The sequence below is a fragment of the Myxococcus stipitatus DSM 14675 genome, from assembly GCF_000331735.1.
Classification (GTDB): domain Bacteria; phylum Myxococcota; class Myxococcia; order Myxococcales; family Myxococcaceae; genus Myxococcus; species Myxococcus stipitatus.
On record NC_020126.1, the window covers coordinates 5,358,173 to 5,378,216 of the forward strand.

At 68.4% G+C, this 20,044-nt stretch carries 16 protein-coding genes and 2 tRNA genes; 5 read left to right on the top strand and 13 right to left on the bottom strand.

Annotated elements, in window-relative coordinates:
- Positions 1-14: 14 nt before the first annotated feature.
- The 6 genes from MYSTI_RS20730 to MYSTI_RS20755 all read right to left on the bottom strand — a co-directional run bounded on the left by MYSTI_RS20730 (position 15) and on the right by MYSTI_RS20755 (position 8,206).
- Positions 15-1,526, bottom strand: coding sequence for a methyl-accepting chemotaxis protein (locus MYSTI_RS20730; RefSeq protein WP_015349743.1), 1,512 nt, complete (start codon positions 1,524-1,526; stop codon positions 15-17).
- A 168-nt stretch (positions 1,527-1,694) separates the two neighbouring features.
- Positions 1,695-2,669 carry a hydroxymethylglutaryl-CoA lyase gene (locus MYSTI_RS20735; RefSeq protein ID WP_015349744.1) on the bottom strand — a complete coding sequence of 325 codons (975 nt, stop codon included), beginning with the start codon at positions 2,667-2,669 and terminating at the stop codon, positions 1,695-1,697.
- Positions 2,662-3,390: a class I SAM-dependent methyltransferase gene (locus MYSTI_RS20740; protein WP_015349745.1), complete on the bottom strand. Its 729-nt coding sequence runs from the start codon at positions 3,388-3,390 to the stop codon at positions 2,662-2,664. The genes MYSTI_RS20735 and MYSTI_RS20740 overlap by 8 nt, the downstream gene beginning before the upstream one ends.
- Before the next feature lie 101 nt (positions 3,391-3,491).
- Positions 3,492-4,685, bottom strand: coding sequence for an aminotransferase class I/II-fold pyridoxal phosphate-dependent enzyme (locus MYSTI_RS20745; protein ID WP_015349746.1), 1,194 nt, complete (start codon positions 4,683-4,685; stop codon positions 3,492-3,494).
- Between the two features lie 39 nt (positions 4,686-4,724).
- Positions 4,725-5,693: a phosphatase PAP2 family protein gene (locus tag MYSTI_RS20750; RefSeq protein ID WP_420811525.1), complete on the bottom strand. Its 969-nt coding sequence runs from the start codon at positions 5,691-5,693 to the stop codon at positions 4,725-4,727.
- Between the two features lie 5 nt (positions 5,694-5,698).
- The gene (locus tag MYSTI_RS20755; protein ID WP_015349748.1) at positions 5,699-8,206 is read right to left on the bottom strand and encodes an efflux RND transporter permease subunit; all 2,508 of its coding nucleotides are present in this window, start codon (positions 8,204-8,206) and stop codon (positions 5,699-5,701) included.
- A 366-nt stretch (positions 8,207-8,572) separates the two neighbouring features.
- Here MYSTI_RS20755 and MYSTI_RS20760 point away from each other — a divergent pair, with 366 nt between their 5' ends.
- Genes MYSTI_RS20760 through MYSTI_RS20770 form a run of 3 tightly spaced genes read left to right on the top strand, consistent with a single transcriptional unit; the run spans position 8,573 to position 12,335 of the window.
- A complete protein-coding gene (locus tag MYSTI_RS20760) occupies positions 8,573-10,120 on the top strand; it encodes an aminotransferase class I/II-fold pyridoxal phosphate-dependent enzyme (protein ID WP_015349749.1) in 1,548 nt (515 codons plus the stop codon).
- 7 nt (positions 10,121-10,127) lie between these two features.
- The gene (locus MYSTI_RS20765) at positions 10,128-11,309 is read left to right on the top strand and encodes a hypothetical protein (protein ID WP_015349750.1); all 1,182 of its coding nucleotides are present in this window, start codon (positions 10,128-10,130) and stop codon (positions 11,307-11,309) included.
- An 18-nt stretch (positions 11,310-11,327) separates the two neighbouring features.
- On the top strand, positions 11,328-12,335 hold the full coding sequence (locus tag MYSTI_RS20770) for an NAD-dependent epimerase/dehydratase family protein (protein WP_015349751.1): 1,008 nt from the start codon (positions 11,328-11,330) through the stop codon (positions 12,333-12,335).
- A 78-nt stretch (positions 12,336-12,413) separates the two neighbouring features.
- Here the strand turns inward: MYSTI_RS20770 and MYSTI_RS20775 are convergent, their stop codons facing one another.
- From MYSTI_RS20775 to MYSTI_RS20805, 7 genes are all read right to left on the bottom strand, one after another.
- Positions 12,414-13,034 carry an MlaC/ttg2D family ABC transporter substrate-binding protein gene (locus tag MYSTI_RS20775; protein WP_015349752.1) on the bottom strand — a complete coding sequence of 207 codons (621 nt, stop codon included), beginning with the start codon at positions 13,032-13,034 and terminating at the stop codon, positions 12,414-12,416.
- Between the two features lie 53 nt (positions 13,035-13,087).
- Positions 13,088-14,842 (bottom strand): TolC family protein, encoded by a 1,755-nt coding sequence (locus tag MYSTI_RS20780; protein ID WP_015349753.1) that lies wholly within the window; start codon positions 14,840-14,842, stop codon positions 13,088-13,090.
- Positions 14,843-15,132: 290 nt separating this feature from the next.
- Positions 15,133-15,205 (bottom strand) — tRNA-Ala (locus tag MYSTI_RS20785).
- A 55-nt stretch (positions 15,206-15,260) separates the two neighbouring features.
- Positions 15,261-15,662: a hypothetical protein gene (locus tag MYSTI_RS20790; RefSeq protein ID WP_015349754.1), complete on the bottom strand. Its 402-nt coding sequence runs from the start codon at positions 15,660-15,662 to the stop codon at positions 15,261-15,263.
- Between the two features lie 62 nt (positions 15,663-15,724).
- Positions 15,725-16,999, bottom strand: coding sequence for an RsmB/NOP family class I SAM-dependent RNA methyltransferase (locus MYSTI_RS20795; protein ID WP_044900514.1), 1,275 nt, complete (start codon positions 16,997-16,999; stop codon positions 15,725-15,727).
- Positions 17,000-17,113: 114 nt separating this feature from the next.
- Complete coding sequence (locus tag MYSTI_RS45325) at positions 17,114-17,782, bottom strand: response regulator (protein WP_015349756.1); 669 nt, start codon at positions 17,780-17,782, stop codon at positions 17,114-17,116.
- A gap of 99 nt (positions 17,783-17,881) precedes the next feature.
- A tRNA-Leu gene (locus MYSTI_RS20805) sits at positions 17,882-17,967 on the bottom strand.
- Positions 17,968-18,064: 97 nt separating this feature from the next.
- Between MYSTI_RS20805 and MYSTI_RS20810 the strand changes: the two genes are divergently transcribed.
- Together MYSTI_RS20810 and MYSTI_RS20815 are read left to right on the top strand one after the other, a co-directional pair.
- Positions 18,065-18,811, top strand: a complete 747-nt coding sequence (locus tag MYSTI_RS20810; protein ID WP_015349757.1) for a tetratricopeptide repeat protein — start codon at positions 18,065-18,067, stop codon at positions 18,809-18,811.
- 248 nt (positions 18,812-19,059) lie between these two features.
- Complete coding sequence (locus MYSTI_RS20815; RefSeq protein ID WP_015349758.1) at positions 19,060-20,016, top strand: GGDEF domain-containing protein; 957 nt, start codon at positions 19,060-19,062, stop codon at positions 20,014-20,016.
- Positions 20,017-20,044: the final 28 nt, after the last annotated feature.

Genomic DNA, 20,044 nt, shown 5'->3' on the forward strand with positions numbered 1-20,044 from the left:
CCCACTCCCGGCACTCAGGGGGTGGGAGGCTTCTCTGGCTGGTAGGTCTGGATGACGCCCTGCACGCGGTCCGTCACGGACTGGAGGGCCCAGGTGGCGGCCGTCGCGGCGTCCAGGCGCGCCAGGGTCTCCGCCATCATCGTGGAGAGGTCATTCACGGCCCCGAAGAGCTGGGAGACACCCGCGGCCTGCTGCCCCACCGCGGCGGAGATGCGGCGAACGCTGTCGGTGCTGTTGTCCATCATCGACGAGAGTCCCCGCAGGCTCTCTCCCGACGCGCGCACCACTTCCAGGTCCTGCGCCATCCGGTCGGAGCCCCTGCGGCTCAGGTCCACCACCGTGTTGATGGACTTGAGCGTGTCATCGAGGATGACGCGCACCTCCTTCGTGGCCTCCTGCGACTGGCGCGCGAGGCGGCGCATCTCCGTCGCGACGACCGCGAAGCCTCGCCCCTTCTCGCCCGAGCGCGCGGCCTCGATGGCGGCGTTGATGGCCACCATGTTGGACTGGTCCGCCAGGTCCTTCACGGTGGAGGCGACGGCGGTGAGCTGACGGGCCCGAGCCCCCAGTCCCTCGAGCTGACTCGACAGCAGGGTGGCCTGCTCGCGGATGCCCTCCAGCCCTCGCATGCTCTTGCCGATCATCGCCTGCGCGGAGGCTCCCGCATCCCCCGCCTGCGTCGTGGACTCGAGGATGACCTCCGCCTGCCGCGCGGCCACCTCGGACGTGCGCTGGATCTCCGTCGCCGTCACCTGCGTCTCCGTCAGGGCCTGCGCCTGACGCGACAACATGCGCCGCTGCTCCTCGGTCGACGCGCTCAGCGCGCGCACCGCATCCGTCAGGTGGCGGGTGGAGTCCACGAGCGGCTCCACCACTCGCGCCTGGACCTCTCCCTGCACCAGCTCCAGCCGCGCCTGACGAGACGCCAGGTCCCTCAAGTCCCGCAGGCCGCTGCGGCAGGTGAGGATGAGGAAGACGAGCTCGAACACCACCCACCCCGCATGCTCCAGCGGGCGCAGCATGCTCACCAGGCTCGTGCCGAAGATGGACTCGGGCCAGAAGAGGCCGCGCGCCACGTGGTCCACCACGACGACGCCGGCGTAGATGAACAGCACCCGGACGTCCCGGTACACGGCCAGGAAGGCCAGCGAACCGAAGACGTGGAAGTGTGTCTCGATGCGGCCATCCGTGAGGTGGATGAGCAGCGCGGACGTCAGCGCCTGGGCCACGGCGATGGAGAAGCGGGTGGAGGGGCTCCCGGGGCGCAGCAGGCTCAGCGTCACCGGGAGGCTCGCGACGATGAAGCCGAGCACTCCCGCGGCCCAGACGTGGGGATGCACCTGGCTGGAGGTCCCCTCCCAGGTCCGAGGCGACAGCACCAGCGCGGTGACAAGCCCGCCCAGCCACTGGAGCCCCATCAGCACCGCGAACATCCGGTCCGTCCGGCGGCTGAGGGCGTTTTGATGCTCGTCGAAGATGTCCCGCGAGCGTCGCGCGAGGGCCTCCGCGTCGACCGTGTGCGTCATGAAGCCATTTCCCGGGTGCGAATGCAGGGTCGTTTCTACCCCAGGCTACCAGCCGCGTCGCATCACGGGAACCGCTGTCGAAAACTTACGAAGTCACCACCCCACCTCCACGAACCCAGCCAATCAGGCTCGCTCATGGAGGAGGCAGGCGGGCGCGCGCCCCGCCGCTCAGGTCTGCGCGCGCCGAGAGGCCTTCTTCTCCCGCTCACCCAGCGCGGCCTGGAGGTACTTGCCCGCCAGCTTGCGGCCGATGAGCTCCTGGGCGATCTCGCCCGCTTCGACGAGCCGATCCAGGTTGATGCCCGTGTCCACGCCCATGCCGTGGAACATGAAGACGGCATCCTCCGTGGCCAGGTTGCCCGCGGCCCCAGGGGCATAGGGACAGCCGCCGAGTCCACCGATGCTCGCGTCGAACGTCGTCACGCCGGCCGCCAGGCCCACGAGCGAGTTGGCCAGCGCGGTTCCGCGCGTGTCGTGCAGGTGCAGCGCGAGCTTCTCCACGGGAATGTGCTGGAGCAGCGCGCCGAGGATCTCCTCCGTCTGCCGGGGCGTCCCCACGCCGATCGTATCGCCCAGGCTGAGCTGGTAGATGCCCGCGTCCACCAGGTAGCGGCAGATGTCCACCACGCGCTCCACGGGGACATGGCCCTCGTAGGGGCAGCCCCAGACCGTGGAGAGGTAGCCTCGCACGCGCATCCCGGCCTGGAGCGCGGCGCCGGTGACTTCGCGCGCGCTCGCCATGGCCTCGGCGATGGTCTTGTTGATGTTCTTCTTGGAGTGGGCCTCGGAGGCGGAGATGAAGACCGCGGCCTCCTCGAGGCCCGCGTCCTTCGCGCGCTCCAGGCCCTTGAGGTTGGGCACCAGCGCGGAGAACACGACACCCTCGCGCCGCCCCACCAGCTTCAGCAACTCCTCCGCGTCCGCCAGCTGGGGAATCCACTTGGGCGAGACGAACGAGGTGACCTCGATGCGCTTCTCACCCGCGCTCACCAGCGCGTCGATGAGCCGCGCCTTGTCTCGCGTGGGCAGCGTGCGCAGCTCGTTCTGCAAGCCATCGCGAGGCCCCACTTCGTACACTTCGACCTGCTTCGGAAGCTGGCCTAGCAGGGTACCGCGCGCTCGTGAATGTGGGGTCTCAGCCATCTCGAAGCACCGCTCCAACAATCAGGTCGGCAGACAACTGCGTCAGCGGCTCACCGTCGAGACCGCCGTGTACCCAGGCGATTGAAAACCCGGTGCTTTCCAACAGCCCGGCAAGTTCCGCAAGGGGATAGTAACGAATGGCGTAGCACGCAGACAGGACTCGGCCATCCTTCAGCGTCAACGTCCGCCGCCCCACGTCGCGTCCGGTGGACACGTCGAACTGGCTCTCCTCTTCCAGCACGGCGCCGTCGGGGAGCCTCCGTTGGAAGGCGGCGCGGGGTGACGCGGCGAGCCGCTCATGCGGCACCGTGTGAAACACCAGTCGCCCTCCTCGCTTCATCGCCCGAGCCACCTCTCGGAGGATGCCCACGTGCTCGTCGTCCGTGAAGGCGAACAGCGTGGAGTACCAGGCGTAGGCTCCCGACAGCGTCCCGTCCTGGAACGGCAGCGCGCGGAGATCTCCTCGGACGACGGGGAAGCCACGGCGCCGCATCGACAGCGAGAGCGCGTCGTTCTCCAGGCCGATGATGCGCTGCGCCAGCGGCCCCGAGGCGTTGAGTCGCGAGGCATGTCGCCCATGGCCACAGCCCAGGTCCGCGATGAAGCCGGAGCCCGGTGCGTCAGTGAACGCGCGCGCGAGATAGTCCGCCTCTCGCGCCGTGACTGCTTCGGAGAGGAACGGCAACGTGCTGCGCAGATACAGCTCGCCGAAGAAGTCCACGCGAACACGCGGTGGCCGGGGAGTACGGCACCGCCCTCCTCTCGGAGGGATGTAGCAACCGCGCTCGGGCGTCGCAATGAACCGGACGCGGGCCTGCGAAGTCAGCGCCGGGGCGTGAGCTTCGCGCGCAGCCTCCGAGAGGCCTCGTCGAGCACCGCGTCCGTCTTGCAGAACGCGAACCGGGCGAGCCCCTGTCCCAGATGCCGGTGCTCCGGACTGTAGAAGACACTCGGGGGAATGGCCGCCACGCCCACCTCCGAGACGAGGTGCCGGCAGAACGCCACGTCATCGGCGAAGCCGAAGCCAGCGATGTCCGCGAGGATGAAGTAGCTACCGTCCGGTAGGTAGGCTTTCAGCCCCGCCTCGCGCAGCCCCGCCATCAAGCGCTCACGTCGGGCGAGGTACGCCGCCGCCAGGTCCGTGAAGTAGGCCTCTGGCAGTCGGAGCGCCGCCGCCATGGCCGCCTGGAGGGGGGACGCGGTGGCGAAGGTCACGAACTGGTGCGCGCGCTGGATGGCATCACGCAAGGCGGGCGGCGCGATGATCCACCCCACCTTCCAGCCCGTGAGGCTGAAGCTCTTGCCTCCGCTGCTCACCGTCACCGTCCGGTCCGCCAGCGAGGGCACCGTTGCTGGACGCACGTGGCGCGCGGGCGCGAAGGTGATGTGCTCGTAGACTTCGTCCGACAGCACCTTCACGTCGTGCTCGGCGCACAGCGCGCCAATCCGCTCCAGCTCCTCGCGCGTGAAGACCTTGCCCGTGGGGTTGTGCGGCGTGTTGAGGATGAGCAGCCTCGTGCGGGGCCCGATGGCCGCGCGCAGCTCGTCCCAGTCGAACCACCACTGCGCATGTGCCGCATCGGGCGGACGCAGCGGAACCCAGCGCGGCGTGGCTCCGACGAAGGTGATGTTCGCGTCGTACGAGTCGTAGAACGGCTCGAAGGCGACCACCTCGTCCCCGGGGTCCACCAAGCCGAGCAACACATCGAGGATGGCCTCGGTGGCGCCGCTGGTCACCGTCACCATGGTGTCCGGGTCCACCGTCTGGCCGTGGAAGCGCGCGGCGTGCTCGGCGATGGCCACGCGCAAGTCCCGTGCGCCCGTGGTGATGGCGTACTGGTTGACGCCCTCGCGGATGGCTCGCTGCGCGGCCTCCTTGACGGCATCGGGCCCGTCGAAGTCGGGGAACCCCTGCCCCAGGTTCACCGCGCCGTGCTTCTGCGCCAGCGCGCTGAACTCCGAGAAGACAGTGGTGCCAAACCGGGACACGCGCTGCGACAACACGGACCTGGACATGGAGGCTCCCGAGGGCCGGCGTGGGTCGCCGGGCCGGACTCAGGGGCGCAAGATAGCGTCAGCCGGGACGGAACGCCCGGCCCTCTCGCTCTCGCGCTGCCGCGCCGCTCGGGTCAGCGCCGCGGACAGGCCCACCACCACCATCACCAGCGGCACCGCGCACAGCAGGTCCGTGGCGTAGTGGAAGCGCCCGGCCAGCGTCGCGATGATGAGGCCGATGCCCGGGAGCAACATGACCCAGAACAGCTTCCGCGAGAACCGCCACGCGTAGAAGAGCACCACCAGCGTGGTGCCCGTGTGCCCTGACGGGAAGCAGTCTCGCGCGAACGGCGGGCGCCGCATCAGCGAGTCGAGCAACGGCGTCAGCGTGCCCTGCAGCGGCCCGGAGAACGAGTCGATGAGGAAGTAGCGCGGCCCCACCGCTGGCACCAGCGAGTAGGCGGAGTAGTTCAGGATGAAGAGCAGCCCCAGCCCCAGCAGGTACTCGTCGAACTCCGCCGAAGCGGAGGTCCGCCCCCGGGCGTACAGCCCGAACCCCAGCACCAGCGGCCAGACGAAGTGGCCGTAGTAGCAGATCATCAGCACGTCGTTGAGCCACGGAGGAACGACGTGCGCGAGCACCACCGACGCCTGGAACCCGAAGATGCGCTGGTCCGCGGCCACGAGCTGCGCGTCGCGGAGGAAGGGATTGAGCGTGTCGACCACGGGCGTGAGCCAGCCGTGGGTGAGCACCGCCACCGGGAGCAGCCAGAAGTCCGCGACGACGCGCAGCAGCCGGTTCCGAGGGAAGTACGACTCCAGGGTCCGCAGGACCAGCGGGCCCGCGGCCATGAAGGCGAAGAGGCCCGCACAGTTGAGCGAGTCAGGGGCCCATCGCCCCGGCCCCAGCAGCACCAGGGCCGCGATGGAGCAGGCGGCCACGATGATGAGGTCCACCGCGTTCAGTCGAACCAGAGCCTCCCGGGCCCCCTTCGCCGGGACGGAGCCACGCGGACTTTGAAAGGTCACGAGACTCACGCCGATTTCCGCTCCCCCGATGACTCGGCCTTCGCGCCGGCCACTTCGAGCTCCAGACTCTGGACGACGGTACCCTCCCGCCCGGCCGACCCCTTTCTCCCCTTCCAGCGCTCCAGGAGAGCAAGCAGTGCGGGGAAGAAGACCGTGGTCCCCAAGAAGGTGCACACGACCCCGAGCAGCGCAATCTGTCCGATGCTGCGCAGCCCCTGGTGGTTGGCGACCAGCAGCGCTCCGTAGCCCGCCGCGTTCGACAGGGTGGCCACCACGGCCGCCAGCCCCGTGTGCCGCACCACCTTGCCGAGCGAGCCGGGGCCCTCCTCCTCGTACCGGTGGTACAGGTGGATGGAGTTGTCCACCGCGATGGCCAGCAGGTTCGGCAGCACCACCGCGTTGATGAAATTCAGTTGCACGTCGAAAAGATACATGCCGCCCGCCAGGCATGTCATGCCCAGGAACAGCGGCCCCGTCACCAGCAGCGCCCGCTTCAAGCTGCGCAGGCTGATGAGGATGACCCCGAACACCACCGCGGCGGCGGACCACAGGATGAGCGGGCCATCTCCTCGCACCAGGGCGAAGATGCGCGCGGCGATGCGGTTGCTGTCCAGCACGGACATGTCCACGCCCCGCGCCGTCGCCGCCTCCACCACCTGGTCAATCTGCGCGGCCCACCGCTTGAGGTCCTCGGTGTCGTAGTTGGACACCGACGGGAACAGCAGCAGGAAGGTCCCCTTGCCGTCGGTCGCCTCGAAGCGGCGGCGGACCTCCACCGGCAACGCGTCCAGCCCATAGGGCTTGGCGTCCACCATGCGCTGGAAGTCCTTCAGGCGAGGCTCCTCCTGCACGGACTCGGGCAGCCCCTGGAGCAGCGTGCGGATGCCGGAGATCTCCACCTCCCGGCGCTTCAGGTCCCCAGGCACCAGGTCGTTCAGCGACGTGGTGCGGAGGAACACGGAGTCAGCGCCATTGCGCTTCTTCACCTCCGCGATGATCTCCTCCACCTTCGCCGCCTGGGCCAGGTCGTCGACCAGGAAGATGGCGGGATTGAGCGGCTGCCCGAGCTGCGCGGTGACATGGTCGTCCAGCCGCGAGGCCGGCGAGTCACCCTTCAGCTTGCGCATGTCCGTCTCGAAGCCCAACCGAGGCGCGATGGCCACCGAGAACCCGGCGAGCCCCACCACCACCAGCGCGATCAGCGCGATGACCGGCGTGGGCCACCGCTTCCACTGGCGCTCCGGAGCCGAGGGCGCGGCCTGGACCTCGGCCGCCGCGGCGGGAGCATCCTCCTTGCGCGCGGGACGGAGCCGCTCGGCGATGGCGAGCAGCGAGGGCCCCAGGCCATACGCCGCCAGCACCGCGAGCAGCACCCCCAGGCCCGCGAGGAAGCCGAACTGGTTGAAGGCGTGGAACTGCGCCAGCAAGAGCACGAAGAAGGCCGCCGCGTTCGTCACCGCCGAGGTGAGCGCGCCGCTGAAGGTGCCACCCACGGCCATGGCCAGCGCGTCGCGGGACGAGCGCGTCCTCCGCTCCTCCCAGTAGCGCATGCACAGGTGCACGCCGTACTCGATGCCCAGGCCGATGAGGATGGCCACCAGGAAGCCCGTCACCACGTTGAGGTGGCCGATGGCGAGCCAGGCGACGCCGAACGTCACCACCAGTCCCACCATCACCGGCACCCCCACCACCAGCAGCGCGGAGACGCGCCGGGTGGCCAGCAGGATGAGCCCCACCGCGATGAGCGCCGACAGCAGGCCCGAACGCGAGAGGTCCTGGCGCATCACCGCGTCTTCCTCGATGCGGTTCTGGAAGTTGCCCGTCGCCTCCAGCTTCACGGCCGGGAAGCGCTCCGAGGCGAGCGTCCGTCCCGTCCCCATCGCCAGCTCCACGAAGCGGCGCGCGAAGTCCAGATCGCCCGCCGTCCCCATGGGCTTCACCATGAGGTAGACCTCCGTACCGTCCGCGTTGGCCAGGTGCTCCCGCATGGACACGTCGGGCGAGTGCTTGCGGGCAATCTCGTCGAAGGTGGGCGGCGGAGGGGTGGCTCCCAGATCGATGTAGAAGGGGTTCGCCTGCTGCCGCTCGTAACGAACCCGTGCCGTCAGGTCCTCACGCAGCTGGGTCAGCTTTTCCACTGGCAGTAGCAGCAGGCCGTGGCGCTGGAAGAACTCCACATCGTAGCTGTGCTCGACGTAGCGGACCTCGGGGAGGGCTTCCAGGCGAGCTTGAAGCTCTTTCGCGTAAGCCTTGAGCCGCTCCGGCGTGTCTCCCTTCGCCAGGATGACGAGGTACCCGTCCCCGCCTGCCTTCTGTGACACGCGTGTCAGATCTTGAACTTCCCGGGCGCCCTGCGGCAGCAGCTCGACAAAAGAGCCGCGAAACTCCAACCGCGACGCCAGCGCCATACCTCCGATGGACAGCAATACGGAGACCAGCAGCACGTACCAGGGCCGGGAGACCGCCGTCTGGATGAAGCCTTCGAACAACCGTTGCCGCAGAGACCTGGCCACCGTCCACTCCTCGATAAACGCCGGGCCTAGCAAGTTCCCGGCCAAGCGTAGCCCCTGGAAACAACGGACAGCCCCTTCCAGTATTGACTGGAAGACGATGTGGGTCGGCGGGGTGCCACCAATGCCACGGTGCTGTCAAGCAGCGGAGGACAGCGGCACTCTTGCCCGGGCTTCAAGCAACAGTCGGCGCCTTGACACTGCCCCTCCGCCTCTTTATTCACGGCCCCGCGTCCCCCGTGGGAGGTCGCCGGACGCATGGTTGCCCCCGGCTCGGAACGAGCCCTGCATGGTGAGCGGCGACCTGGTTTCGCATCCGCCCGAGAGGCGACAAATCCTCCCCCGACGCAGACTCAAAGAAAGACCACCATGAGCGACGTCTTCGACAAGTGCAGCAACTGGAAGGACTACCGCATCGCGAAGGCCACCGGCCTCTACCCGTATTTCCGCGTCATCGAGGCGTCTCACGGCGCCACCGAGGTGGAGATCGAAGGCAAGCGGGTGATCATGGTCGGCTCCAACAACTATCTCGGACTCTCCTCTGACCCGCGCGTCAAGGAAGCCGCCATCAAGGCGACCGAGAAGTTCGGGACGACGTGTTCGGGTTCGAGATTGCTCAACGGCACGCTCGCGCTCCATGAGGAACTGGAGGGGCGGCTCGCCAAATTCCTCAACCGCGAATCCGCCATCGTCATCTCCACCGGATTCCAGACCAACCTGGCGCTGGCCTCCATCCTGGGCCGACACGACATCGTCTTCAGCGACCGGGCCAACCACGCGTCGCTGGTCGACGGCATCCGTCTGTCCTTCGCGACCGAGCGCAAGTTCCGCCACAACGACATGGACCACCTGGAGCAGTTGCTCTCCCAGGCGGATCCCGGCGCGGGGAAGATCATCATCACCGACGGCGTGTTCTCCATGGAGGGAGACGTCTGCAACCTGCCGCGCATCGCGGAGCTGGCGAAGCAGTACAACGCCCGGGTGATGACGGATGACGCCCACGCCATGGGCGTGCTGGGCGACAAGGGCCGCGGCACCTCGGAGTACTTCGGCCTGGAGAAGGAGACGGACCTCGTCATGGGGACGTTCTCCAAGAGCTTCGCGTCCCTGGGCGGCGTGCTCGCGGGTCCCTTCGACGTCATCAACTACATCCGCCACAAGTCGCGCTCGGTCATCTTCTCCGCGTCCATGACGCCGGCATCCATCGCCTCGGCGCTCAAGGCGCTGGAGATCATCGAGGCGGAGCCCCAGCGTCGCGCCCGGCTGCTCGACATCGCCGAGAAGATGCACAACGGCTTCCGCGCCATGGGCTTTGACACCGGCGTGTCCGTGACGCCCGTCGTTCCGGTCCACATCGGCGACCAGGTGAAGTGTTTCCGCTTCTGGCGCGCGCTGCACGAGGCGGGCGTCTTCGCCAACCCGGTCATCCCCCCGGCGGTCGAGGCGGGCCACGCGCTCATCCGCACGTCGTTCATGGCCACGCACACGGACGCGCAGCTGGACCGCGTGCTGGACACCTTCGAGACCATCGGCCGGAAGCTGGGCGTGATTCCGGAGACGCGTCCCACGGTGTACGAGCCTGTGCAGATTGCCCGGCCGGGCACGTCGGTGCGCTCCAACAAGGCGAGCGACAAGTGGGCGGCGGGCTCCGCGGGCCTGCTCGCGGACAAGGGCGGCCTCACGCTGGATCAGCTCTCTCGCATGTCGTCGCGCGAGATGGCCGGCAAGCTCTTCGACGCGGTGGAGCAGCTCACCTGGCGAGCGGCCAACCTCCAGCCCGAGGACCTGCGCCAGCTGCGCGCGGCGCCCATGAAGCTGTGGGAGAAGCGCGGCGAGATTCCCGGCCTCCTGCTGGAGAAGGGCGCCAACTTCTTCCTGCGCAACGGCACCGACGGCAACTCCGCCGAGAGGACCTGAGCCACTTATGGCCCTACCCGCCGAGCCCCCCGCAGCACAGCCTTCCCTTCCTCCCCTCGCCCCGGATGTCCTCGTGACGCCGGTGCGGGACGCCGCGTCGCGGATGGCCTTCATCCGCTTCCCGGCCTCGCTCTACGCGGGAGATCCGAACTGGGTTCCCCCGCTGGAGATGGAGCGCAAGGACTTCCTCGACCCGAAGAAGAACCCCTTCTTCGAGTACGGGGAGGTGGAGCTGTTCCTCGCGCGCCGGGGGCAGGAGGTGGTGGGACGCATCGCCGCCATCCGCAATCCGCGCCACCAGGAGATTCACGGCACGAAGGAGGGCTTCTTCGGCCTCTTCGAGTGCGTGAATGACGGGGGCGTCACGCGCATGCTGCTCGAGGCCGCGGGGGCCTGGCTCAAGGAGCGGGGCCTGGACGCCATGCTGGGGCCGGCCAACTTCTCGTCCAACCAGGACTGGGGGTTGCTCGTCGAGGGCTACGACACGCCTCCGGCCATCATGATGCCGTACAACCCGCCGTACTACGCGACGCTGCTGGAGTCGTGCGGGTTGGTGAAGGCGAAGGACCTCTTCGCATTCGAGCTGTCCGCCTCCGCGGAGCCGCCCGAGAAGGTGGTTCGCATCGCGGAGAAGATGCGCCAGCGCGAGGGCATCACCGTGCGCGCGGTGAACCTCAAGGACTTCGCCAACGAGGTCGAGCGCATCCGCGACATCTACAACTCCGCATGGGAGAAGAACTGGGGCTTCGTGCCCTTCACGGACCGGGAGTTCGACCACCTGGCCAAGGACATGAAGGCCATCGTCCGGCCGGAGCTGGTGCTCATCGCCGAGGTGAAGGGCGAGCCCGTGGCCTTCTCCATGACGTTGCCGGACGCCAACCAGGCCCTCAAGGCGGCCAACGGACGGCTGACGACGTTCGGTCTCCCCATCGGCCTGGTGAAGCTGGTGCTGGCCTCGCGCCGCATCGACCGGCTGCGCCTCATCACCCTCGGCATCAAGGAGGGCTACCGGCGCCGGGGCCTGGACGCCATTCTCTACCTGGACACGCTGCGCACCGCGCACCAGCTCGGCTATTCGGGCGGTGAGATCTCCTGGACGCTCGAGGACAACCACCTCGTCAACCGCGCCATCGAGTCGATGGGCGGCAAGCGCTCCAAGGCGTACCGCATCTACCAGCGCCCGCTGTAATCCTCAGGGAGTCCTGTCGTGCGTTTCCTGCTGACCGGAGGCACCGGCTTCATCGGCCAGCGGCTCGCGAGCCGCATCATCGAGCGAGGCGACTCGCTCACCGCGCTCGTGCGCCCCAGCTCTCGGCGTGACGCCCTGGCGGCGCTCGGCGCGCAGTTCGCGGTGGGCGACCTCACGACGGGCGAAGGCCTGGCCGAGGCTGTCCGCGACGTCGACTGTGTCCTGCACCTGGCCGGAGTCACCAAGGCCCGGGAGCCCGCGGGCTACTTCGAGGGCAATGCGAACGGCACCCGCCGCGTCGCGGAGGCGATGGCCGCCCTCCCCCGCCCTCCCCGACTCGTCTACTGCTCGTCCCTGGCCGCCGCCGGGCCCTCCACGCCGCAGCGCCCTCGCCGCGAGGAGGACACTCCCGCGCCCGTCTCCACCTACGGCCGCAGCAAGCTGGGCGGCGAAGAGGCCGTGCGCGAGCTCGCGGACCGGGTGCCCTCCGTCATCGTCCGGCCCCCCATGGTCTACGGCCCGGGCGACGCGGAGTTCATCCCCTCCGTCATGCCCATGGCCCGAAGGGGCCTGGCGCTCAAGAGCGGCTTCGGCCCCAAGCGCTACTCCCTCATCCACGTGGATGACCTGAACACCACGCTGCTCGCCGCCGCCGAGCGAGGCCTCACGCTGGACAAGTCCGACCCGGCGCGAGGCGTCTACACCGTGTCCGACGGGCGCGAGTACACGTGGGAGGAGATCTGCGCCGCGGTGGCTCGAGCCATGGGCCGTAGGCCGCCCACCGTGCTGCCCATGCCGGACAGCCTGAGCTACCTCATCGGGCTCGGCTCCGAGGCCGTCGCGCGGCTCCGTGGCACCATCCCCATCCTCAACCGGGACAAGGTCCGGGAGATGACGTGCCCCTCGTGGACGTGCACCACCGAGCGCGCGTCGCGTGAGCTGGGCTTCGCGCCCACCATTCCGCTGGACCGGGGACTCCTCGAGACGCTCGCGTCGTATCAAAGGGCCGCTCTCGCCCTGCCCTGAAACGCCGAAGGCCGAGGCCCCTCCTGAGAGGGAACCTCGGCCTGGGTGCTTCAGGGGTTCAGCGCGGAGAAGGCCCGCTCACTTCCCGGGGCCGGCGGAGCCACCCGTCGCGGAGGAGCCCTTCGCGGACTGCGCCGCGTTCTCCTTCTCGAGCTGTGCCCGCTTGGTCTTCAAGGTGGAGAGCAGCCCGTCGAAGCCCTTGGTGCCCAGCAGCTTCTGGAACTGACCCTTGTAGGTGTCCACGAGGGACACCTCATCCGTGACGACGTCGTAGATGCGCCAGTCCGCCTTCGCCGTCTGCTTGTACAAGCGGTAGTCGACGGGAATCTGGTCCTTCTTGAGGGTGAGCGTGGTGTTGACGGTCGCCTCGGTGCCCTCGACGGACTCCTTGCCGTACTTCACGTCCGCCTGGGCCTGGCCAATGGCCTTCTGGGCATAGGACGCACGCAGGAGCCCCGTCATCGTCTCGGAGAAGTCCTTGCGCTGAGCGGGCGTGAGGGACGTCCACGTCTTGTCACCCAGGGCGCGCTTCGCCAGCTCCTGGAAGTCGACGAACTTCTCGACGACGGTGGCGAGTGACTCGACGGTGGCGCCGGGGGCGTTGGCTGCTCGCTGGACATCCGCGTTCCCGGACTTGACGACAGTGAGGGGAGTGGGCGCCGCGGCAAGCAAGGTGGCGGCAAGCAGGGAAGCAATCATGAGATTCGACTCCGTGAAGGAGGACGGTACAGCGGACAGACGCGAGGGCCCGATTATTCACCCGGGGCCGGGGGCGTTCCCGTCACACGCGCGAGAGCCGCCATTCCCAACCGGACGTCGAACCAGCTCTTCGCCCGGTCGCCTGTAACCTGTGCATAGGCGGTGAAAGCGTCCACCAAATCGCGCGTCTCGCCCGTCCCCAGGTCGAACGCGGCGAAGGCGGCCGTCACCCAGCGGCGAGCGCTCTTCTCGGCATCGGTGAAGGCGCGGGCCTTGGCCCACGCGGCCACCAGCTCTCCGTGCACCTTCGTCACTTCCAGCCGGATGCCGGCGCGAATCTGCTTCTCCTGGGCGCGAAGCTTGTCGAGCTCCGCCCGCGCCTGGTCGAGCTGCGCGTCCTTGATGGGGATATCGAAGGTGCCCCGCATCACCAGGCCCAGCCCGGCGGTGCGGTCGTTGTAGGGGTCGAACGCGAACGGGTTCTTCTGTCGCGTCGCGCTGGTGGTGTAGCGGACGTCGTAGAAGCCCGCGAGTCCCAGGTCCGGGAAGTAGCTGCGCTCGCGGATGAACACTTCCGCCTCGCGCGCGATGATTCCGGCGGCAATGGCGGTGAGCTCCGGCCGGTAGTTCTCGGCCAGGGTCAGCGCTCGCTCCAAGGAAGGTGGTTCCACCGCGGCCTGCGGCTCGAGGTCCTCCTCGACGACCTCCACCTCGGCCCCCGGCGACGCGTTGGCCAGCACACCGATGGCCGTCAGCGCGAGCATCTTCCCCTGCTGGGCCTCCGCCTTGCGCGCCTCCACCACCTGCCGGAAGAAGCGGACCTTGTACGTGTCCACCTGGGAGACCTGGGGCGACTCTTCCTTCAAGAGCGCGGCGATCTTCTCGGCGGCGTCCTCCAACCGCTTGGCAACCTCGTCGATCTGCTGGAGGCCCGAGCGCGCCAGCTGATAGCTGAAGTAGGCCTGGGCGGCCTGGAAGCCCGCCTCATCTCGGGCCCGCTCTCGCAGCGCCGCACCGAGGACAGGCCCCTGTGCTCCCGCCTTCTTGAGCGCCGTCAGCTTTCCGAAAGTGTAGAGCGGCAACACGGCGTTGCCGTTCGAGAACATCGTCACGCCGACCTTGCCGAAGTTGAGGTCACCTTCGTAGGAGGCCTTCGTGGTGGGCGGCCCGCCCAGGGAGTTGTTCCGGGCCTCAGGCACCGGACCGCCCATGCCCACTGAGATCTCGAACTTGGGGAACCACGCCCAGCGCGCCTGTTCATAGAGCGCCTCGAACTTGCGCAGCTCCGCGCTCGCCTCCTCCACTCGGGAGTCCGACGTGCGAGCCCGCTCCACGAGCTGCTCCAACGTCAGGGGCGAGGCCTTTGCCGGAGCGGCCTCTGCGTCGGGCGTCTGGCGCACCTTGTCCCCGGCCTGCTGCGCCTCGACCGCGGTCTCCCGCATCGGAGCGGGCGACACCGTCCGGCCCTCGATCTGCGGCGTCGGATTCTCCACCGTCTCGGGAGCAATCACCGGAGGTGCTGGAGGAATCACCGTACCCGCGCTGGGATTCGTATTGGGCGAGGGCGTTCTCGGCGCCGAAGGCGTCGAGACAGAGGGCTTCGCGCCAGCACCTGTCGAGGAATCACCGCCGGTTCCGGTCCCCGTCGCACCCGAGGTGGAGGGGCCGCTCGGCGTCGGCGCGCTTCCCGTGGTTCCCGGCGTCGCGCCGCCACCCTGCCCCGTGGAGCCGGGTGTGAACTGCGCGGCGGACAGTCCGGCCGCGAGCACCAGCGCCACTGTCACGCCTCGATCCAGGTGTCTGCGCATCACTCGGCCTCTCGCGAGCCCCCATACCCGAGAATCTCGCGATGGCGCAGCATCTTCGTTCGCCGACACACAGTCACCGCCCAACTTCATTGGCAACCCAGAGTCCGCCTTCGTCACGCTTGGATCAGTCCCCGCACCGGCTCGGTGGGTTTTCTGAACGAAACACCGCAGCCACCGCGACGTGTCCTCGAGCCCCGCCGCCAGAATCATTGGGAGCCTGGGGCCCGGCGAAGACACCGGAAAACAAAAAAGCCCGCCTGGTTTCCCAGGCGGGCCTTTCTATTTCAGAGTGGAGCTAACCGGGATCGAACCGGTGACCTCTTGAATGCCATTCAAGCGCTCTCCCAGCTGAGCTATAGCCCCGATTTTTTGCTGCTGGCCGCCTTGGGAAGCGGCCGGCGTCGGAAGTGGGTGCCTTCTACCGTTTCTTGTTCCCAGGTGCCAGAACTGTTTGAGGCTTCGGTGCATTTTTTCCAACCTTCAACCGCTCGGCGATCTCCTCGCCCTCCCGAAGGATGTCCGTGAGCTCACGGGCATGCGCTTCCGCCGCCTGCTCGGCCGCCTCGATGGACTTGAGCGCCGAAGCGAATCCAGCGGGGAGCTCCAGCTTCCCCTTCTGGATCTGCCGGTAGACGAGCTCGCCCAGCTCCTTCAGGGCGCGGTCCTTCTGGTCCTTGAGGACGGTGGCCTTGGCGTTCGCGCGAGCGAGGTCCGTGTTGCGCTCCACCGCTTCGCGGAGCTGCGTCAGTCGCGCCTGCGCGGACTGGAAGGCCTCGTTGATCTGCTTCATCACTTCGGTCTGCTTCGCGTCGGCCGCCACGTGGGTATCACCCCTTGAAGAACCTTCGCTGGCGTAGCGTGTGGCCTCGTGGACTGTCAACCCTACCGAGTCCTGCGAAGCCTCGCGGCGAAGAAGCCGCCCCCGGGCACGCGCGGAGGCAGCGCCTTGAGGTACGGGCCCTGCGCGGCACGTGCGGACTGCTCCGCCCCCAGCACGTCCGAGACCGGCTCCAGCGTGAACTCCGGGTGCTTCGCCAGGAAGGCCTCGACGACCGCCTCGTCCTCCTCGGGCAACACCGAGCAGGTGGCATAGACGACGAGTGCACCGTGCTTCACCTGGCGGGAAACCTCCTCCAGCAGCTCCGACTGGGTCGTCTGGAACTTGGAGATCTCCTGCGCGGTCAGCTTCCACTTCTGGTCGGGCTCTCGGGCCAGCGAGCCCGTGCCGCTGCAAGGCGCATCGATGAGGAGGACATCCGCCTCGGACAGCGGCATCGGCTGCGGGAAGGCGACCTGCCGGAGGGAGAAGTGGCGCACGCGCTCACGGGCCTCGGCCAAGCGGCGCCGGGAGCGATCTCCCGCGAGCACCTTGCCCGACGGACCGACGAAGTCCGCCAGCGCCAGTGTCTTGCCGCCCGCGCCCGCGCAGACATCCGCCACGGTGAGCCCCGTCATCGAGCCCCCCACGGGACGGCACACCTCGGAGATGAGCTGGCTGCCCACGTCCTGGACCTGGAGCCGGCCCGTCTTCATGACGCGCGTCTCGAAGACGCGGTGGCTGGCATCCACCACCCGCACCGCGTCGGGCGCCGCGAGCACCGCCTCCGCGGCGACCCCTTCCTCGATCAAGGCCGCGAGCACCACATCCCGCGTCCCCGGAGGACGGACCCGGAAGTGCAGCCCGGGGTCTTCATCCAAGGAGGACAGCAGTCCCTCGAGAACCTCTTCGGGATAGGCCTGCGCCAGCTTCTGGACGAGCCAGTTGGGGAACGAGTACCGGACCGCGAGCCGCTCCGCGTGTGAGTCCGGAAGCGGCGGCTCGGACAGCGGCGACTCCACCACGTTCTGGAGGATGTCGTCCTTGATGGTGCGCGGCCGGACAGGCCCCGGAAGCCGGACCTCCGGACCGATGCGCGCCCAGTTCTCTCCACAGAAGAGGCGGCGCCACAGCGCATAGCGCACCAGGGCCTGGTCCTCCGTCAGCCCCAGCTTCCCAGGGGGATGCCCCAGGGTCCGCGAGGCCAGGTCCAACAAGCGTTGGTGCCGTGACAGCTCCCGCACCACCAGGGCCGCGAACCGGCGCTCCTGTCCTCCGAGCCCATCCGCGTCTCGGAGTGCATTGGCCAACGCCGCCTTGAGCGGCTCGCCGCGCAGCACCGCGATGTGTGCTTCCAGTGCCGCCGTCGCCGCGCGTCGCGAGGGACGCCCCAGGCGCGCCGCATCCAGCGGAGTTGTGGGCCAGACAGTGTCCACGGGTCCCAACCTGCCCTTTCAACCGTCCAGGCCCAGCGTGATGACGAGGCACCCGTTGGGTGAGCGCACCTCCGGGGCATCCTCCGCGCCCACGAAGAACGTCGCCGGGGCGACGAATCGCGCCCCTTCAATGATCAACTCGCCCTCCAACAACAGGGCCGCCTCCCGCCCCCGGGGCCGAGCCGACCAGGCCCACGTCCCCTCCGCCACCATCCGCACCCAGATGGCCCCACCCACACCACCACCCGGCGAGGCCAGATGCACCCCAGGCGCGCACTCCACCCAATCGCCTTCAGAGGGAATCGTCCCGCGAGAGGCCGCCGCCACCCCCCGGTGCGCGGCCAGGAAGCGCTCCACCAGGCCGAGGATGTCCTCGATCTGAAAGGGCTTCACCAGGATGCCGTCGGGAATCGAGGGCCGCAGGGCCCGCGCGACTTCCTCCGGGGACGCCGCGCTGACGATGGCCACCGCCTGACGCCCCTTCCGGGCCGCCTCCAGCACGGCGCGACCGCCCGCCTCGCCCCCACCTATCCGAAGGTCCGTCACGACGAGCTCGAAGCGCTCCTGCCTCAGGGCCGCCAGCGCCTCAGCGACCTCACCCACCGAGCGCACCTCCGCCAGGTCGGAGATCAGCTCACCCATGCCTTCCCGGAGGCTCGCGTCGTCCTCGACCAGCAGAACCTTCATCTCGGGGTCTCTCCGACGCCCCTGACAGGAGCACGTCCTCCACCCTCCCAGACAGGGGGGCCGGCGCTACCATGCCGGTCGTCCACCCTTCTTGGGAAGTGGCCCTCCCCGGACTCGAACCGGGACGCGGGGTCAGCCGCAGCGGATTTTGAGTCCGCCTCGTCTACCAATTTCGACAGAGGGCCGTTTGTTGGCGAAGCGGCCAGACGTATACCGCGACCGCCGCCCAGATGCATCCGAAGATTGCGGTGCCGAACGCACATCGCTATGAGGGGCCCCCGCATGTACAACCTTCTCATTTCGCTGGCAGTGGGATTCTTGGTCGCGCTGCTCGTGAAGCTCGCGAACTTCTCCATCTGGGCCGGGCTCGTCCCGGGCCTGATTGCCGCCGTCATCACCTTCATCCTCCTGGCAAGGCGGGTCGCCAGCCGCATCCAGGGGCTCATGTCGACGGTGCAGCAGGACCTCCAGTCCCAGCCCACCAGTCAGAAGGACGCGCAAGGTCGGGTCGACCGCGCCGTCAAGACGCTGGAGAAGGGCCTGGTCTACGAGAAGTGGCAGTTCATGGTGGGCCCGGAGATTCACGCCCAGATTGGCATGTTGAAGTACATGGTGAAGGACCTGGAAGGCGCCCAGGCCCACTTCAACAAGGGCAGCTCCCGCAACTACATGGCCAAGGCCATGGAGGCCGCCCTCTACTACCAGCGTGACAATGTCCCCGCGATGAAGGCCTCCTTCGAAGCCGCGTGCAAGAGCGGCAAGAAGGAGCCCATCGTCTGGGCCGCGTACGCCTGGTGCCTCCTCCAGAAGAAGGAGAAGGACGAGGCCCTCAAGGTGCTCGGCCGCGCCGTCGAGGAGAACCCCAAGGACGAGAAGCTCAAGGGCAGCCTCGCCCAGCTCCAGAACGACAAGCGTCTGAAGATGAAGCCCTACGAGCCCACCTGGTGGCAGTTCGGCCTGGAGGCGCCGCCGATGATGCCGCCCTCGGGTGGCGGCGGGCGCCGGATGCAGTTCGTTACGCGACGCTGATCCCCGACGCATGGAGGGCATCCGTGCCCTCCTTCGCCCGGGAATTCCTACCGGGCGACGCCTCGTCCACGCTGGAACGACTTCCGCTCCGGTTCCTCCAGGGCGTGGGTTGTCACTCCAACCCCCTGAAATGACTCCTGCCCGCATGCCCTGGGAGAGGGCATGCAGCTTGCTCATTGTCTTCGCGCGCCGACGGGGAATGTCGCCGTCACGTGGAGTGGACGGGCAAGGCGGCGGCGGAGAGGGTCATGCAAAGGCGAGGGCGCACCTCGGAGCGGTCCCTCCTCCTCATCATCGAGGATGACGCGGGTGTACTGGAGAGCCTGTCCGACTTGCTCGCGGCGCGTTTCGACGTGCTGGCGGCGGCGGACGCGGGCATGGGGTTGGAGTTGGCCCGTGAGCACGGCCCGGACCTCATCCTCCTGGACAGATTCCTGCCCAGTGGGGATGGGCTGACAGTCCTGGAGGCCCTGCAGCTCGACTCCCATACCGAGTCCACGCCCGTCATCTTCCTCACCGGGGACGCGGACGAGGCCACCCTGGAGCGCTGCTTGGAGAAGGGCGCGGTGGACTTCATCCACAAGCCGGCGAGCGCGAGGGAGCTCATGGCACGGATTGACCGGGCGCTGCGGCAGAGTGAACAGCAGCGGCGGTTGCAGATCCTCGCCCAGACGGACGCCCTCACGGGCCTGGCGAACTTCCGGGCCCTCTCCGTGCGGCTGGAGGAGGAGCTGCGCCGCGCCCACCGGTATGGCTACCCGCTGAGCGTGGTGGTCATCGACCTGGACCACCTCAAGGCCATCAACGACGGGATGGGCCACGACGTGGGGAACCAGGCCATCCTCGCGCTGGCCAATCAGCTCAAGGGGAACCTGCGCGAGTCGGACTTCGCGGCGCGCTTCGGCGGAGATGAGTTCATCGCGCTGCTGCCGCACCAGACGGCGGAGGAGGCGGCGGTGTTCGCCGAGCGGATCCGCGCCGGGCTGCGTTCCGTCGGCGTGCAGAAGGGCGATGGGCGCCCCGCCTCCTTCGGGTTGAGCGTGAGCGTTGGCATCGCCGACCACACATTGGAATCACCCCGGGACGACGCAGAGACGCTGATGAAGGCGGCGGACGCGGCCCTCTATGAGGCCAAGCGCGAAGGACGTGACCGGGTGGTGGTGTTCGGCCGTCCGGCGCTGTCGCCGCCCGCGCATCAGCACTGAGCGCGGTGCCCGGCAAGCAGGCGACGGT

Bases quoted from the DNA above. Each gene is read 5' to 3' on its own strand.
- MYSTI_RS45325 (WP_015349756.1), bottom strand. From the start codon at position 17,782: ATGAAGGTTCTGCTGGTCGAGGACGACGCGAGCCTCCGGGAAGGCATG.
- MYSTI_RS20810 (WP_015349757.1), top strand. From the start codon at position 18,065: ATGTACAACCTTCTCATTTCGCTGGCAGTGGGATTCTTGGTCGCGCTG.
- MYSTI_RS20760 (WP_015349749.1), top strand. From the start codon at position 8,573: ATGAGCGACGTCTTCGACAAGTGCAGCAACTGGAAGGACTACCGCATC.
- MYSTI_RS20745 (WP_015349746.1), bottom strand. From the start codon at position 4,685: ATGTCCAGGTCCGTGTTGTCGCAGCGCGTGTCCCGGTTTGGCACCACT.
- MYSTI_RS20730 (WP_015349743.1), bottom strand. From the start codon at position 1,526: ATGACGCACACGGTCGACGCGGAGGCCCTCGCGCGACGCTCGCGGGAC.
- MYSTI_RS20765 (WP_015349750.1), top strand. From the start codon at position 10,128: ATGGCCCTACCCGCCGAGCCCCCCGCAGCACAGCCTTCCCTTCCTCCC.
- MYSTI_RS20815 (WP_015349758.1), top strand. From the start codon at position 19,060: ATGCAAAGGCGAGGGCGCACCTCGGAGCGGTCCCTCCTCCTCATCATC.
- MYSTI_RS20780 (WP_015349753.1), bottom strand. From the start codon at position 14,842: ATGCGCAGACACCTGGATCGAGGCGTGACAGTGGCGCTGGTGCTCGCG.
- MYSTI_RS20775 (WP_015349752.1), bottom strand. From the start codon at position 13,034: ATGATTGCTTCCCTGCTTGCCGCCACCTTGCTTGCCGCGGCGCCCACT.
- MYSTI_RS20735 (WP_015349744.1), bottom strand. From the start codon at position 2,669: ATGGCTGAGACCCCACATTCACGAGCGCGCGGTACCCTGCTAGGCCAG.